The organism is Bacillus sp. Brlt_9 (genome assembly GCF_051948935.1).
Taxonomy (GTDB): domain Bacteria; phylum Bacillota; class Bacilli; order Bacillales; family Bacillaceae_G; genus Bacillus_A.
In genome coordinates, this window is sequence record NZ_JAYJLO010000007.1 from 1 (window position 1) to 14,992 (window position 14,992).

Consider the following 14,992-nt stretch of genomic DNA (forward strand, 5'->3'; position numbering starts at 1 on the left):
TTTTTTTTTTTTTTTTTTTTTTTTTTTTTTTATTATGTAGTTTATGGATAATTTTACAAAAATGGTATAATTATATTGGTGCTTGTATAAGTAGAGAATGTACAACAATTTATAAAGGGGATGAATAAATGATCGGTGAAATGAAGCGAGAAGCATTGCACTCTTTAAAAGGAAAATGGGGACTAGGTGTTGGATCAACGATTTTATATCATATTATAAGTTACGTCGTTTCAATGGCTGTAATGCTTATCCTATTAATTCCAGCAGTTCTAATAGTTCTTTTATTGTCTATTTCAACTGGTTCCATTGAAGAAGACGCGATGGCAATTGGAGCTGCTATTACGTTTGGGCTTTTTTACTGCCTTATGATAATTTTAAGTTATGCGGCTTATGGCATTACCTCATACGGTTATACGAATTTGTTTCTACAAATAAGTAAACGAGAAGATGCTAGAGTAGATTATTTATTTGAAGGATTTCGTGGTTTTAAAAGAATGATGAAAACAATGTGGGCTATGCTTGCAATTTTGTTATATACAGGTACATGGGTTCCAATGCTAGGAACAATTGTATGTGGGATATTAGGATTCTTTGATGAGAATGCAAACCCATCATTCATAATCGTTTTCTTTGTTTTATTAGCTATTTCGTTTGTTGTAATGGCTATTTTGTATTTTTCATATTCGATGACATATTATGTGATGGTTGAAAAACCAGAATATAGTGTTTCGCAGGCAATGAAAGAAAGTAAGAATCTGATGAAGGGGCACAAATTAGATCTATTTCTTTTATGGCTAAGCTTTATAGGGTGGGCCATTTTAGCAATTCTTACACTCGGAATAGGGTTTCTGTGGCTTAGTCCGTATGTGAGTACAACGACAGCGCATTTTTATCGCTATCTTTCAAAAGATGAATTGCAGTAGGAACATGCTATACTAATAGAGTTATTACGTATAGGAGGAAGAGCATGATTAGTGATTTAAAAGGAGAAGCATTAGATTCATTAGAAGGAAAATGGGGATTAGCTGTCGGGGCAACATTACTGATTTCGATTCTTATTTCAGCTTTTAGTTTAAGTATTGATTTCATTTTCGCTCAGGTTTGGGATTGGAAAGAAGTAAATAACTCACTTTCAGTAGACGTCATTACAATATTGATGGTAGGTCCATTAACGTTAGGTGGCTACTGTTTAGCGCTGCATATTATTCGTGAAAAAGAGGCACGTATTGGGCATATATTCAGATGGTTTACAGAGGGAAGTAAGTTTATAAAGTCATTTTTATTATATATAGTAGTGAATATTTATATTTTTTTATGGTTTTTATTATTTATTATTCCAGGCATTATTAAATCATTTTCATATTCGATGACGTACTTTATCATAAATGATCACCCTGAGTATTCTATAAATCAAGCTATTACAGAAAGCCGTCGTATGATGGATGGACATAAGATGGAGTATTTCATTTTATGTTTAAGCTTTATCGGTTGGTTTATATTAAGTTGTATTACACTCGGGATTGGGTTCCTATGGCTAATTCCATATTTTTATACGACGTCAGCAGCTTTTTATGAGGAGATTGCAGAGGAATATTACGAGAAAAAAACTCCGACATTTTAAAGTAAATGGCATGATAAAAACACCCAGTATGAGCTATTGGTTCATACTGGGTGTTTTTTGTAGGAACTTTATAAATTGATGACTCGCAAGTGGTTTACTGAAATAGTAACCTTGCATATACTTACAGTTATTTTTTTGTAGAAACTTAAGTTGTTTTTCTGTTTCAATTCCTTCAGCAACGACGGAAAGATTTAACGTATTTGCAAGGGAAAGGATAGTGGAAACGATAGCTCTTTCCTCGGGACGGTGATCGGCTAGTTGCGTGAATTCCCTTGGTACTTTTAGTGTATCGATAGGGAAAATTGATAAATAAGCGAGAGAAGAATAGCCGGTACCGAAGTCATCAATGGACGTTTGAATACCATATTCTTTCAATTGTTTTAGTCTGGATAATGTTTCTTTTTCATCAATCATTGCAATTCGTTCTGTTAACTCAAGTATTACATACTTTGGATCGACTTTAACGTCTGTTAGTATTTGTGAAATGTTCTCGATTAAATGATCTTGCTGGAACTCTCTTGCGGATAAGTTCACGCTTATTTTTAAATCTTTGTAGCCAAAAGTATGCCATATTTTTAACTGGCGACAAGATTCTTTTAATACCCAATGACCGAGTGGAACGACTTGTGGAGTTTCTTCTACAATTGGAATGAACTCACATGGCGGAATATCACCTAGGAGTGGGTGTTTCCAGCGTATTAACGCTTCAGCACCAATAATTTTTTTTGTCGTAATATCAATTTGAGGTTGATAGACGAGATAAAATTCTTCACTTACTAAAGCGAGTGGTAAATCTTTTTCAATTCGAGCTTTTCGTTCCATTTTTTTATACAATTCTTTCGTGTACAGAGAGCTACCATTTTTTCCTCTATTTTTTGCCTCGTACATGGCCATATCAGCATGCTGTAAAATTGACAATGGATCTTCACCTGCTTCAGGATATATTGCAATCCCAATGCTCGGTGAGATTTGTAGATGTTGATTTTCAATTTCGAATGGTTCGTTCATAGCTGCTACAATCGTATCAGCTATTTTTTTTACATCTGGCCTTTTTTTATAATTTTCGATAAGGATTGTGAACTCATCCCCGGCTAGCCGGGCAAGCTTCATATTTGGTGTCGCAATTTCTTCGAGTCTTTTGGCTACTGCAATTAATAGAAGGTCTCCTACCCTATGACCGAGGGTATCATTAATAACTTTAAAGCGGTCTAGGTCGAGAAACATAACGGCAAAAGGCCTTTTGGATATTTCGGATCGAGCAATTGCTTGTTCTACGTACTGATGAAATGCACGGCGATTAGCAAGCTCTGTTAAAGTATCATGATAGGCTAGAAAGTTAATTTGTTCTTGTTGTTGTTTACTTTCCGTAATATCTTTAATCATTAAATAAACACCAGAAATACGATCTTTTAAAAAGATAGGAACAGCTGTAACATGCAAGTAGTAAATATCTCGGTTCTTATGATACGCCCGTACTTCTAAAGAAAAAGATTTCCCCTTTTTTACATGATGAAAGGCATTAATGATTTCTTCCAAATCTTCTTCATACGTAAGTGAATAGTATGGTTGCTTTAATAATTCATTCGTTTGATAACCGAGTAAGGTAGTACCAGCGTTGTTCACGTTGAGAAAATTGCCGTACAAGTCTAATGTGAAAATTGGATCTGGATGGTGCTCATATAAAGATTTAAACATTTGTTGATTGTGGTATAGTTCATTTTTTTGTTCTACTAAATCTTCTGTACGTAGTTCAATTTGTTTTTCGAGTTCTGAGTTGAATTGCATTTGAGCTAGTAATAATATTTTATTTTGTTTTCGAACTAAACTATGGCGTATGAGAACGAAGGAGAAAGTTATCATAAGCCCGATTACTACAATAGGTGCAAAAACGTATTCAATTAATATAAAGACAATAAGCATGACTACAGAAATATAAGGTAATGACAATCTAATCGATTCACCAAGTTTAGGTGTTAATAGTACTTGCTCTTGTTTTTCAGGTTCTTTTGTATGAAGAATACAGGCGATTGCTACTAGTACTAAAGTTACTTGATAGAGAGGGGTAACTGTAAACATAGAATACTCTGGCGTGAAGTATTTAATATAAGCATAAATTGCATCTGTAGTAGCATATAAAATTAAGGCACTTCCCAGAAGCGCACCAACTTTTTTTGATAATAAGGACAGTGGCTTGAATAATAGATTGATTCCAATGAGAAGAAAGAGTAAATCAGCCATTGGATAGGTAAGTTGAACAAATATGTCGATATAGGACGTTGAAGAGATGTGAATGGTACGTTCAATAAGTAAGTAGTAACTTAAAGTAAATTGGGCTGTAACAATAATACAAATATCGCATATCATAAAAAGCTTTTCTAATAAATCTCGGTTATAAATGATTTCATATAGAAAGGCAAATGCAAAGCTAATTAAAAAAAGTAGGTAAAAAAAATCGGACGGATCAACGAATGTATAGTAGTCCCTTAAAATTAAACGTTGATAGGCAACGACGATATCCCCAATGAAATAAGAGAGGGTTCCAACACATAAAATGGTCCAAAATAAACGAGGTAACCCTTCTTTCCTGTTTGAAAAATAAAGTATATAACTACAAGCGATAATATCAATGAATAAGGTACTCATTCCAATTAATATTTGAAAAGGAAATGAGTATTCATATAGAAAAGGCATTGCCACGTAATGAATGGCTATAGACAACAATATAATGCTTATAAGAATACTTACATGTGTTTGTTTTTTCATTCATCTCACCCACGGTATATACATATAAATTCCTCTTTTTATTTTTTATAGTTTCTATACTTATTTTGCACAGGTATAGAGAATTATAAAAATAGATTTTAATAATTCTCGTTTCTGTCCCCAACATATCGACATAGGAATTTGAAGTTTGCTATAATGATTAAAATAGTTGCATTATTTAGAAAAATTTAAAAATAATAATTACTGCAACTAGGACATATTGTTTACTAAGTGAACTTGTTCTTAATTCAGGGGGGAGGGTTTCACAATGGCAAGTGTATATGAAAATAGTTATATGATCGTTTTGATTTTCTTGCTATTAGGCATATTGCTGCCGGTAGTGGCTCTTACATTAGGAAGGATGCTGCGCCCAAACAAACCAAGTGCAGCGAAAGCGACGACGTATGAGAGTGGGATTGAGCCTTTTCATGATGCAAATATTCGGTTTCATGCTCGTTATTATATTTTTGCTTTATTGTTTGTCATCTTTGATGTAGAAACTTTATTTTTATATCCATGGGCTGTTGCATATGACAAGCTCGGTTTATTTGCACTCATTGAAATGCTCATCTTTGTTGTAATGTTGCTAGTTGGATTAGCGTATGCTTGGAAAAAGAAGGTGTTACAATGGTTATAAATTTTGAGGAATTACATCCAAATGAGCGAGCGGAATTAGAACGAAATATCTTTTTTTCTACATTGGAACAGTTGAAAGGTTGGGCACGGAGCAATTCTTTATGGCCGATGACATTCGGACTGGCATGCTGTGCGATTGAAATGATGGGCGTAGGTTCATCACATTACGATTTAGATCGATTTGGGTCATTTTTTCGAACTTCACCAAGGCAATCGGACGTTATGATTGTTTCGGGAACGGTAACGAAGAAGATGGCTCCTATTGTTCGGCGCTTATATGATCAAATGCCCGAACCAAAATGGGTTATTGCAATGGGATCTTGTGCAACAGCAGGTGGTCCATATGTAAATTCATATGCTGTTGTGAAAGGTGTAGATCAAATTGTGCCAGTTGATGTGTATATTCCTGGTTGCCCACCAAATCCTGCCGCTTTAATTTATGGAATTAATAAATTGAAAGAAAAAATTCGTTACGAGGCAAAGACGGGAAAGCAGGTGACGAATAAATGAGTGATTCAAACAAAGAATTAGAGGATTTGAAAAGAGCGGCGGCTAGGCGTGCGAAAGAAGAAGCAAGGAAGCGTCTCGTTGCGAAACATGGTGCAGAAATAAGTAAACTTGAGGAAGAAAATCGCGAAAAAGAGAAAGCGCTACCAAAAAGTGATGGTATGACTGTAGAAGAAGCAAAACGACGCGCAGCTGCGGCCGCAAAAGCGAAAGCGGCAGCGTTAGCGAAGGAAAAAGGAGAAAGAACAGAAGAAGTAACAGAAGGCGAAAAGGCTAAAGAGAAGGCGAAGGCAGCAGCCGCGGCAAAAGCAAAAGCAGCGGCGTTAGCGAAGGGAAAAAGAGAAGGAATAGAAGAGGTAACGGAAGAGGAAAAAGCCAAAGCGAAGGCGAAGGCAGCAGCCGCGGCAAAAGCAAAAGCAGCGGCGTTAGCAAAGGGAAAAAGAGAAGGAACAGAAGAAGTGACAGAAGAAGAAAAGGCCAAGGCGAAAGCGAAGGCAGCAGCCGCGGCAAAAGCAGCGGCGTTAGCGAAGGGAAAAAGAGAAGGAATAGAAGAGGTAACGGAAGAAGAAAAGGCGAAAGCGAAAGCGGCAGCAGCTGCAAGGGCGAAGACAAAGGGTGCTGAAGGTAAGAAGGAAGAGGAATCAAAGCCGGAAGAGCCATCTGTGAATCAACCGTATTTAAATCAGTATGTTGAAGTTATTAAGGGAAAAGTAGGAGAGAATACATTAGTAGATTGCTACATTAATAAACTTTCAAAAGATGTGCCAACTCTTGTGGTCGAGACCTCCAAATATTATGAAGTAATGGAGTTACTGCGATTCCATGAGGGACTTGCATTTGATTATATGTCAGAGCTACACGCGACGGATTTTGTGACACATATGGAAGTGTATGTTCATTTATTTTCATATGGAAAGAAACAGTCAGTAGCGGTAAAGGTGAAGCTGGATAGGGAAGAACCGCAAGTAGAATCGGTGGCAGCGCTTTGGAAAGGAGCGGACTGGCCAGAGCGGGAAGCGTATGATTTGCTCGGCATTGTATTTAAGGGGCACCCGAATTTATCACGTATTTTAATGCCCGATGATTGGATAGGGCATCCACTTAGAAAAGATTATGAACCGTATGATGTGGAGGTGTAGCTAAATGATCCGTACGGAAGAAATGCTTTTGAATGTAGGTCCTCAGCATCCGAGTACGCATGGTGTGTTCAGGCTTGTTATTAAAATTGACGGGGAAATTATTAAAGAAGCTACACCGGTTATTGGATATTTGCATCGCGGGACCGAAAAGATTGCAGAGAGCCTACAGTATACGCAAATTATCCCTTATACAGATCGAATGGACTATTTATCGGCTATGACGAATAATTACGTCATTTGCCACGCTGTAGAGACGATGATGGGGCTTGAAATCCCGGAGCGAGCCGAATACTTGCGAGTGCTTGCAATGGAGCTTGGAAGGATTGCGAGCCACCTCGTTTGGTGGGGGACAAATCTTCTTGATATAGGAGCAGTCAGCCCGTTTTTGTACGCGTTTCGTGAGCGAGAGATGATTATTAATTTGTTAAATGAATTATGCGGCGCCCGGCTTACTTTTAACTATATGAGAGTCGGGGGTGTAAAGTGGGATGCGCCGGACGGTTGGATTGAAAAAGTGGAAGAGTTTGTTCCGTATATGAGAGAGCAACTGGCAGGTTATCATGATCTCGTTAGCGGTAATGAGATTTTCTTAAATCGTGTAAAAGGCGTTGGTATATATAGCGCGGAAGAAGCGATTTCGTATTCTTTAAGCGGAGCGAATTTGCGGTGTACGGGAGTAAACTGGGATCTTCGCAAAGATGAACCGTACTCGATTTATGATCGTTTTGATTTCGATATTCCTGTTGGAAGTGTGGGGGACGCTTGGGATCGCTACGTTTGCCGTATGCAAGAGATTGAGGAGTCATTAAAAATTGTTGAGCAAGCTGTCCAGCAGTTCCAAAAAGAAGGAGCAGTACTTGCGCAAGTGCCGAAGATTATTAAGGCGCCTAAAGGAGAAGCATTCGTCCGTATAGAATCGCCGCGCGGAGAGATTGGTTGCTATATTGCTAGTGACGGAAAGAAAGAGCCGTACCGTTTGAAGTTTCGTAGGCCGTCTTTTTACAATTTGCAAATTTTACCGAAGTTATTGAAAGGTGAAAACATCGCCAATTTAATTACGATTTTAGGTGGAGTTGATATTGTACTTGGGGAGGTTGATGGCTAATGATTGAAACGCTCTTACAATCACCTTCAAGCTGGACGAATTTCTTCATTTTTTTCGGATTAGCGGTACTCCTATTATTTGCAGTCCTTGGCTTTGTTACATATGGTATTTTGGCAGAACGGAAAGTGATGGGTTTTATGCAAGGGCGGATTGGACCAAACCAAGTTGGGGGCCGATTTGGTCTGCTGCAAACAGTAGCCGATGTTTTAAAACTATTACTGAAAGAAGATAGTATTCCGAAGGCGGCAGATAAACCGTTGTTTATATTAGCGCCTGTCATTGCATTCGCGCCAGCATTTATGGTGCTTGCAGTCATCCCGTTTACTGATAAATTTCAGTTTGCGGATATAGGCGTAGGCTTACTGTATTACATTGCTGTTTCTGGCATTACGACAATTGGTGTTGTGACCGGAGGGTGGGCATCGAATAATAAATATTCCCTTTTAGGAGGGATGCGTGCGGCGGCGCAAATGATTTCTTATGAAATTCCGCTCGTAATGAGTGTAATTGGCGTCGTTTTGTTAGCTGGTAGTCTAAATTTAAATGAAATCGTAGCAGCGCAGGAGAATGTCTGGTACATTTTCGTGCAACCAATTGGTTTCGTCGTATTTTTAATTGCAGCGGTAGCGGAGTTAAATAGGACGCCGTTTGATTTACCAGAAGCCGAGTCGGAGCTTGTTTCTGGGTATCATACGGAATACTCAGGATTTCGCTGGGCGTTTTTCATGCTTTCAGAGTACGTATATTTCTTCGGAATGGCATCTTTAATTACAGTGCTCTTTTTAGGCGGATGGAATCCAGTCATGTTCCTTGGATTTATCCCTGGATCGGTATGGTTTGCTTTGAAATTTAGCAGTGTAGTCTTTCTATTAATTTGGTTCCGCGTTACGTTTCCGCGTATAAGAGGTGATCAGTTAATGGAGTTTGGTTGGAAAGTATTATTGCCAATTGCACTTGCGAATATTTTCTTAACGGCATTGATTAAGGAGTTATTCTTCTAATCTATGAGGGGGGTGCCAGTAAGAGATGAAAGGACTATTTAAAGGATTAAAATATACATTAAGCAATTTGAGTAAGAAGAAGGTGACGTATGATTATCCGAATCAACCGTTGCCATTGCCAGACCGTTTTCGAGGTATTCAAAAGTTTTATCCCGAAAAGTGTATTGTTTGTAACCAGTGCTCTAACATTTGTCCGACAGACTGTATTCAGTTAACAGGGAAAAAACATCCGGATCCTACGAAAAAAGGAAAAATTATCGACACGTATGATATTAATTTTGAAATTTGTATTCTTTGTGATTTATGTACAGAAGTTTGTCCGACAGAGGCGATTGTTATGACAAATAACTTTGAACTCGCGGAATATTCACGTGATGACTTATTTAAAAACTTACAGTGGCTTGACGAAAACGACGAAAATGTCAGGAAGGAGAATAAAGCATGAATGGCGAGTTTGTAGCATTCTTCATACTATCCTTGTCTGCAATTATCGGCGGCGTTCTTATGTTGAACTTAACGAAAGTTATGCATATGATGCTAGCTCTCGTTCTGACATTTCTTAGTATCGCAGGTTTGTACTTTCTTTTATCGGCCGAATTTATCGGAGTTGCACAAATTTTACTTTACTCGGGTGCGATTACAATTATTATGATTTTTGGCATTATGTTAACGAAACATAACGCAGAAAATGAATCGCGTCTTACTCTTCGAAAATGGATGATCTTCTTTGCGGTTGTAGCATTTGGGGCAGTTATGTATTTCGCTGTTAACAATATTGATTTTGCAAATGAAAGAACACAAGGAAGTTTACCTCTCCATGAAAACAACACACTTCAAATCGGTACACTTCTCTATTCAGAATATATTATTCCATTTGAGTTAACATCAGTTATTTTACTTGTAGCACTTGTTGGCGCGATTATTCTTGCGAAGAAGGATGAGAAGGAGGAGGATTCCAATGAGTAGCGTTCCTGCTTCTGCATATTTAACATTTGCGATTATTTTGTTTTGCATCGGTTTGTTTGGAGCTTTAACGAAGCGAAATACAGTGATTGTATTAGTTTGTATTGAATTAATGCTGAACGCAGCTAATTTAAATTTAGTAGCGTTTAGTAAATTAGGTTTGTTTCCAAATTTAACAGGGCAAATTTTCTCTCTGTTTACGATGGCTGTAGCGGCAGCAGAGGCGGCGGTAGGACTCGCCATTTTAATTGCTTTGTATCGTAATCGTACGACGGTTCATGTAGATGAAATGGATACGCTCAAAGGATAACATTGTGACCGAAAAGGGGGAAGGAAACAATGATCGATTATGCATGGCTCATACCGCTTTTCCCGCTTGTTTCGTTTTTGTTATTACTTATATTCGGGAAGAAAATTAGAGAAGGAAGCAGTGTACTTAGTATTTTCTTCGTCTTTCTCTCCTTTATATTTGCGGTACTTGTATTAATAGAACGGTTTTCAGAAGCAAGCGTGAAGCATAAGTGGGTATGGCTTAGAGTTGGAGATATTGATATAACATTTGGTTTTGAGGTGACCGCATTAGGGGCTTTAATGTTGTTTATCGTTACACTTGTGAGTTTACTTGTACATGTGTATTCGAAAGGTTATATGAAAGGTGAGGAAAGATTACCAACCTTTTATGCTTATTTAGGGCTCTTTACATTTGCGATGCTCGGGCTCGTTATATCACCGAATTTATTACAGCTTTATATATTTTGGGAGTTAGTAGGACTTGGTTCATTTTTACTCATCGGTTTTTATTTCTTTAAAGAAGAAGCGAAGGCTGCTGCGAAGAAGGCTTTTATTATGACTCGTATTGGCGATGTCGGTTTATTTATTGGGATGATCTTACTTTTCTGGCATGCAGGTAGTTTTGAATATGACGCAATTTTTAGAGCGATTCATACTGGGGATCTTACCCCTACGATGATTACAATAACAGCGATATTAATTTTTATCGGTGCAATGGGGAAATCAGGTCAGTTCCCGCTCCATACTTGGTTACCAGATGCAATGGAAGGGCCGACGCCTGTTTCGGCACTTATTCATGCTGCGACAATGGTCGCAGCTGGCGTATATTTAGTAGCGACGATGTTTCCTCTATTTTCAGCAAGTGCGGTAGCGATGCAGACGGTGGCAATCGTTGGAGCCTTCACTGCAATATTTGCGGCTTCCATCGGTCTTGTACAAACGGATATAAAGAGAGTACTTGCTTATTCTACAGTTAGCCAGCTCGGGTATATGATGCTTGCGTTAGGGTCTGCTGGTTATGTAGCTGGTGTTTTCCATTTAACAACACACGCCTTTTTTAAAGCACTACTATTTTTGGCGGCAGGAAGTGTCATTCATGCAGTGCATACGCAAAACATTAATAAGATGGGCGGCTTACAGAGGAAGATGAAAGTAACGGGTGCACTATTTCTAATCGGTACGCTTGCAATTAGTGGTGTGCCACTCCTTTCAGGTTTCTTTAGTAAAGACGAAATTTTGGCAGCGACTTGGATGAACGGCAATTACGTATTATTCATCTTAGCAATAATTGCAGCATTCCTAACAGCATTCTACATGTTCCGGCTATACTTTCTCGTCTTTACTGGGGAAGCGAAGACGAAGGAAGATGTGCATGAATCGCCCCGCATTATGACATATCCGATGGTCATTCTCGGAGTCCTAGCAGTAGTGGCAGGTTATATAAATACACCGTGGTTTGGGACATTTCTCGGGGATTGGCTTACGAAAGATGTAACATTTAAAGCGCGAGAAGCACACGGACCGTTTTGGATTATGATTGTTGCGACGATCGTTTCATTTGCAGGAATTGCTCTCGCATATTTCATATATGGCAAGAAATCTATTTCTAGAGATTGGGCTGGGAGCGAAGAAGCACCTCTTTATACCCTTTTGAAAGAAAAGTATTATGTGGATGAACTATACAATATGACGGTGCTTCCTATTACGAAAGGAATCGCTCATGTGCTTCGCTTGTTTGAGGTGTATGTAGTTGAAGGAATTGCTGTTTTAATAGGGAGTCTAGTTAAAGGGATAAGCGGATTCGGTTCTAGACTTCAAAACGGAAATGTACAAGTGTACGGGACTGTAACAGCTGTCTCGCTTGCGGTACTCGTCATTATTTTGCTCTATACGGGAGGGGATTTACGATGAATGATTTGTTATTAACGTTCTTCATTTTTTCCCCGCTTTTAGGAATTCTCTTACTTGCATTAACACCGAAAAAAGAATCGCGTACAGTGCGAGCGCTCGGTTTATTTGGAACGGCGCTTCCATTTGGAATCGCTATCGTCCTCGCTTGTACATACGCTTCTGGAAAGAGCTTGTCGCTATTTGATGAAAAAGTAAAATGGATTAAATTTGGGGATTTTACAGCGGTGGATAAAAGATGGTTCTCCATTTATTACGAGCTTGGTATTGATGGTTTATCGCTCGTTATGATGGTGTTGACGGCCCTTCTAGCGATGCTTGCAGCAATTGCCGCATTTACGATTAAAAGGAATTTGAAAGCATTTTATATGCTGTTACTCATGTTAGAAATAGGGATGCTCGGCGTCTTCGCTGCTCAAAATTTAATGTTGTTCTTTATCTTCTTTGAAATTACATTGCCACCAATGTTCTTATTAATTGGGAAGTGGGGGAAATTGTCGAGTGAAAAGGCTGCTTATAGTTATTTAATATATAACGGTATTGGCTCCGCTATTTTGCTCATCGTTTTCTCGGTTTTATTTGCGAAAACAGGTACAATAAATATTACAGAGCTTAAAGAAATATTAACGAGTGTAGGTGCTGGGGGAGGAAGCGCCGTCTCAAGTAGCTTACAGTTCGGTTTATTTCTTAGCATAATGATCGCTTTTGCGATTAAACTACCCGTTTTCCCACTACATCGCTGGATGGTCAATGTGCATATTGAAGCACATCCGGCTGTAGTTATGCTTCATGCAGGTGTTTTACTGAAGATTGGAGCATACGGTATGATTCGCTTCGGACAGGGTTTATTCCCGGAATACTTTCGAGAGTTTGCAACGCTCATTGCGATTTTAGGAGTCATTAATTTATTGTACGGAGCCTTCTTAGCGCTTATCCAAACGGACTTCAGGAAGGTACTTGCTTACTCTAGTATTTCGCATATGGGCATTGTATTAATGGGGCTTGCGGCGTTAAATGCACCAGGTACACAAGGGGCACTATTTCAAGTTGTGTCGCACGGTTTAATTGCGGCCTTACTCTTCTTCTTGCTGGGTGTTATAGAACAGCGTTTTGGGACATCGGATATTACAGCGCTTGGCGGACTCGCAAAAAGTGTTCCCGTACTTAGCGGATTTTTCTTAGCGGGAGGAATGGCATCGCTTGGATTGCCGGGCATGTCTGGATTTGTTAGCGAGTTTCTCGCCTTTCTCGGTTTGTTCCAAGGAGAGCCAGTCATTGCAGCGGCCGGAGTACTTGGCATTATTTTAACCGCTGTATACGTGTTAAGAGCAACACTGCAAATAACATTCGGTAAGAAAGAGTGGGAAGCGAAAGCTGATATACATGGATGGGAGTATGTCCCTATATTGCTACTTATCTTCTGCATTATTGCAATCGGAGTAATGCCAGAAATACTAGGGGATCCGCTTCAAAATACATTGAAAACATTGGGGGTGAAGTAGGATGGATATGAATACGTTACTTAGCCTATCATGGCATCTCATGGTGCCAGAATTCATTATTCTCGGAGCTGCCATCCTTCTTTCCATATGTGATTTGTTTTTTAAGCTGAACCATAGATACGTAGCACTTAGCGCAATCACAGCTATCGTATTAGCGATCGTCTCATTAGTTACGCTGTATGGTGAACCAGCGGGAGACATTTTAAACGGATCGTTTGTGTTAGATGGGTTTTCAAAAGGGTTTAAAACGTTGTTATTAGGTGGAGCTGCTCTCATCTTATGCACCGCAATGAGCGATGATAAGAAGAATCCAATTGAAGATAAGGGAGAATATTATTACTTATTTTTAATGGCACTTCTTGGGGCGATGTTTATGGCTTCTAGCGTTGATTTCATTACACTTTTCGTCGGCTTAGAATTGCTTTCACTTTCTTCCTACATTTTAGTAGGAATACGTAAAAAGAACCGTGCATCAAACGAGGCGGCAATGAAATATGTTATTAATGGAGGAATCGGAACGGCAATTACCCTCTTTGGAATGAGTTATTTGTACGGTATTACAGGATCGACTAATATCGTGGATATGCAAAAAGTATTCGCAGGGGAACTTGCTGGTGGTATTCAGTTATTGTTAGCCCTCGCATTTCTACTACTGCTTGTTGGGCTTTCGTTCAAAATTGCGACAGTGCCGTTTCATATGTGGGCACCGGATGTGTATGAGGGAGCTGCTACACCTGTGACTGCTTTTCTAGGAACAATTTCTAAAATTGCAGGGTTCTTACTTATTACTCGCTTGTTCCTCATGGTTTTTGCAACTATATCGGTGCAAGGAGACATGCAATCTTTATACGGGCGTATGAGCATATACATTGCAGTGCTAGCGAGTATTACGATGATTATTGGGAACGTAGTAGCTTTAAAACAATACAACGTAAAACGCCTATTCGCCTATTCGGGAATTGCGCATGCGGGATATTTACTCGTTCCGCTTGTAGCATTATCACCATTTACGATGGATAGCATGTGGTTTTACATGCTTGCGTATATGCTTATGAATATAGGGGCATTTGCAATTATCCACGTCTTAATCTTACAAAGTGACAAAGAAAACATCACCATTTTCACCGGATTATATAAGCGGTCGCCATTTACAGCCATCGTGATGACCATTTTTATTTTATCGTTGGCCGGGATACCAGGAACGGCTGGTTTTATAGGGAAAATTAACATCTTCTTAGGTGCCCTTCATGTAGAGCCAGCTCATTACGTATTAGCTTCTATTATGATGGGAACGACAGTCATTTCATTCGTATATTATTTCCGTATTTTACAGCAAATGTTTTTCAGGACGGGAGAAGCAGAAGAGAAAGTTCATTTGCCACTCAATATAAAGGTTGTGATGAGCCTTTGCGCAATTTCCATTGTAATACTAGGGATTATGCCGATGATTGGATACAATTTCTTTTATGAATATTTTCCATTAATGAAAGATTTCTTCTTTCTAGGGAACATGGTACAATAGTGAAAATAAAAGGTGTGGAGTCGTTACTCTGCGC

At 38.9% G+C, this 14,992-nt stretch carries 14 protein-coding genes; 13 read left to right on the forward strand and 1 reads right to left on the reverse strand.

Features of this window, described 5'->3' with window-relative positions; genetic code table 11:
* Positions 1–128: 128 nt before the first annotated feature.
* The gene (locus tag VF726_RS23275) at positions 129–923 is read left to right on the forward strand and encodes a DUF975 family protein (RefSeq protein ID WP_440172537.1); all 795 of its coding nucleotides are present in this window, start codon (positions 129–131) and stop codon (positions 921–923) included.
* A 44-nt stretch (positions 924–967) separates the two neighbouring features.
* Positions 968–1,621: a DUF975 family protein gene (locus VF726_RS23280; RefSeq protein ID WP_440172539.1), complete on the forward strand. Its 654-nt coding sequence runs from the start codon at positions 968–970 to the stop codon at positions 1,619–1,621.
* 33 nt (positions 1,622–1,654) lie between these two features.
* Here VF726_RS23280 and VF726_RS23285 read toward each other — a convergent pair whose 3' ends face one another.
* The gene (locus VF726_RS23285) at positions 1,655–4,384 is read right to left on the reverse strand and encodes a putative bifunctional diguanylate cyclase/phosphodiesterase (protein ID WP_440172541.1); all 2,730 of its coding nucleotides are present in this window, start codon (positions 4,382–4,384) and stop codon (positions 1,655–1,657) included.
* Positions 4,385–4,652: 268 nt separating this feature from the next.
* Between VF726_RS23285 and nuoA the strand changes: the two genes are divergently transcribed.
* The 11 genes from nuoA to nuoN are packed head-to-tail and all read left to right on the forward strand — an operon-like array spanning position 4,653 to position 14,958.
* Positions 4,653–5,021: an NADH-quinone oxidoreductase subunit NuoA gene (gene nuoA / locus VF726_RS23290; protein ID WP_000179273.1), complete on the forward strand. Its 369-nt coding sequence runs from the start codon at positions 4,653–4,655 to the stop codon at positions 5,019–5,021.
* The gene (gene nuoB, locus VF726_RS23295; RefSeq protein ID WP_000236331.1) at positions 5,012–5,530 is read left to right on the forward strand and encodes an NADH-quinone oxidoreductase subunit NuoB; all 519 of its coding nucleotides are present in this window, start codon (positions 5,012–5,014) and stop codon (positions 5,528–5,530) included. The genes nuoA and nuoB overlap by 10 nt, the downstream gene beginning before the upstream one ends.
* Positions 5,527–6,666 (forward strand): NADH-quinone oxidoreductase subunit C, encoded by a 1,140-nt coding sequence (locus VF726_RS23300; protein WP_440172544.1) that lies wholly within the window; start codon positions 5,527–5,529, stop codon positions 6,664–6,666. Before nuoB ends, VF726_RS23300 begins: the two co-directional genes overlap by 4 nt.
* A gap of 4 nt (positions 6,667–6,670) precedes the next feature.
* Positions 6,671–7,771: an NADH-quinone oxidoreductase subunit NuoD gene (gene nuoD / locus VF726_RS23305; RefSeq protein ID WP_440172546.1), complete on the forward strand. Its 1,101-nt coding sequence runs from the start codon at positions 6,671–6,673 to the stop codon at positions 7,769–7,771.
* The gene (gene nuoH, locus VF726_RS23310) at positions 7,771–8,772 is read left to right on the forward strand and encodes an NADH-quinone oxidoreductase subunit NuoH (RefSeq protein WP_074651572.1); all 1,002 of its coding nucleotides are present in this window, start codon (positions 7,771–7,773) and stop codon (positions 8,770–8,772) included. The genes nuoD and nuoH overlap by 1 nt, the downstream gene beginning before the upstream one ends.
* A gap of 25 nt (positions 8,773–8,797) precedes the next feature.
* Complete coding sequence (gene nuoI / locus VF726_RS23315) at positions 8,798–9,217, forward strand: NADH-quinone oxidoreductase subunit NuoI (protein ID WP_000677191.1); 420 nt, start codon at positions 8,798–8,800, stop codon at positions 9,215–9,217.
* On the forward strand, positions 9,214–9,738 hold the full coding sequence (locus VF726_RS23320) for an NADH-quinone oxidoreductase subunit J (protein ID WP_440172549.1): 525 nt from the start codon (positions 9,214–9,216) through the stop codon (positions 9,736–9,738). The genes nuoI and VF726_RS23320 overlap by 4 nt, the downstream gene beginning before the upstream one ends.
* The gene (gene nuoK, locus VF726_RS23325) at positions 9,731–10,045 is read left to right on the forward strand and encodes an NADH-quinone oxidoreductase subunit NuoK (RefSeq protein ID WP_440172551.1); all 315 of its coding nucleotides are present in this window, start codon (positions 9,731–9,733) and stop codon (positions 10,043–10,045) included. The genes VF726_RS23320 and nuoK overlap by 8 nt, the downstream gene beginning before the upstream one ends.
* 29 nt (positions 10,046–10,074) lie before the next feature.
* On the forward strand, positions 10,075–11,937 hold the full coding sequence (gene nuoL / locus VF726_RS23330) for an NADH-quinone oxidoreductase subunit L (RefSeq protein WP_440172553.1): 1,863 nt from the start codon (positions 10,075–10,077) through the stop codon (positions 11,935–11,937).
* A complete protein-coding gene (locus VF726_RS23335; RefSeq protein ID WP_440172555.1) occupies positions 11,934–13,436 on the forward strand; it encodes an NADH-quinone oxidoreductase subunit M in 1,503 nt (500 codons plus the stop codon). The genes nuoL and VF726_RS23335 overlap by 4 nt, the downstream gene beginning before the upstream one ends.
* A gap of 7 nt (positions 13,437–13,443) precedes the next feature.
* Positions 13,444–14,958: an NADH-quinone oxidoreductase subunit NuoN gene (nuoN, locus tag VF726_RS23340; protein ID WP_440172791.1), complete on the forward strand. Its 1,515-nt coding sequence runs from the start codon at positions 13,444–13,446 to the stop codon at positions 14,956–14,958.
* The last annotated feature ends 34 nt before the right edge of the window (positions 14,959–14,992 follow it).

What these genes read in the sequence shown, in the direction of transcription:
- VF726_RS23300 (WP_440172544.1), top strand. Translation starts at nt 5,527, where the DNA reads ATGAGTGATTCAAACAAAGAATTAGAGGATTTGAAAAGAGCGGCGGCT.
- nuoD (WP_440172546.1), top strand. Translation starts at nt 6,671, where the DNA reads ATGATCCGTACGGAAGAAATGCTTTTGAATGTAGGTCCTCAGCATCCG.
- nuoH (WP_074651572.1), top strand. Translation starts at nt 7,771, where the DNA reads ATGATTGAAACGCTCTTACAATCACCTTCAAGCTGGACGAATTTCTTC.
- nuoA (WP_000179273.1), top strand. Translation starts at nt 4,653, where the DNA reads ATGGCAAGTGTATATGAAAATAGTTATATGATCGTTTTGATTTTCTTG.
- VF726_RS23285 (WP_440172541.1), bottom strand. Translation starts at nt 4,384, where the DNA reads ATGAAAAAACAAACACATGTAAGTATTCTTATAAGCATTATATTGTTG.
- nuoL (WP_440172553.1), top strand. Translation starts at nt 10,075, where the DNA reads ATGATCGATTATGCATGGCTCATACCGCTTTTCCCGCTTGTTTCGTTT.
- nuoN (WP_440172791.1), top strand. Translation starts at nt 13,444, where the DNA reads ATGAATACGTTACTTAGCCTATCATGGCATCTCATGGTGCCAGAATTC.
- VF726_RS23335 (WP_440172555.1), top strand. Translation starts at nt 11,934, where the DNA reads ATGAATGATTTGTTATTAACGTTCTTCATTTTTTCCCCGCTTTTAGGA.
- VF726_RS23320 (WP_440172549.1), top strand. Translation starts at nt 9,214, where the DNA reads ATGAATGGCGAGTTTGTAGCATTCTTCATACTATCCTTGTCTGCAATT.
- VF726_RS23280 (WP_440172539.1), top strand. Translation starts at nt 968, where the DNA reads ATGATTAGTGATTTAAAAGGAGAAGCATTAGATTCATTAGAAGGAAAA.
- VF726_RS23275 (WP_440172537.1), top strand. Translation starts at nt 129, where the DNA reads ATGATCGGTGAAATGAAGCGAGAAGCATTGCACTCTTTAAAAGGAAAA.
- nuoB (WP_000236331.1), top strand. Translation starts at nt 5,012, where the DNA reads ATGGTTATAAATTTTGAGGAATTACATCCAAATGAGCGAGCGGAATTA.
- nuoK (WP_440172551.1), top strand. Translation starts at nt 9,731, where the DNA reads ATGAGTAGCGTTCCTGCTTCTGCATATTTAACATTTGCGATTATTTTG.
- nuoI (WP_000677191.1), top strand. Translation starts at nt 8,798, where the DNA reads ATGAAAGGACTATTTAAAGGATTAAAATATACATTAAGCAATTTGAGT.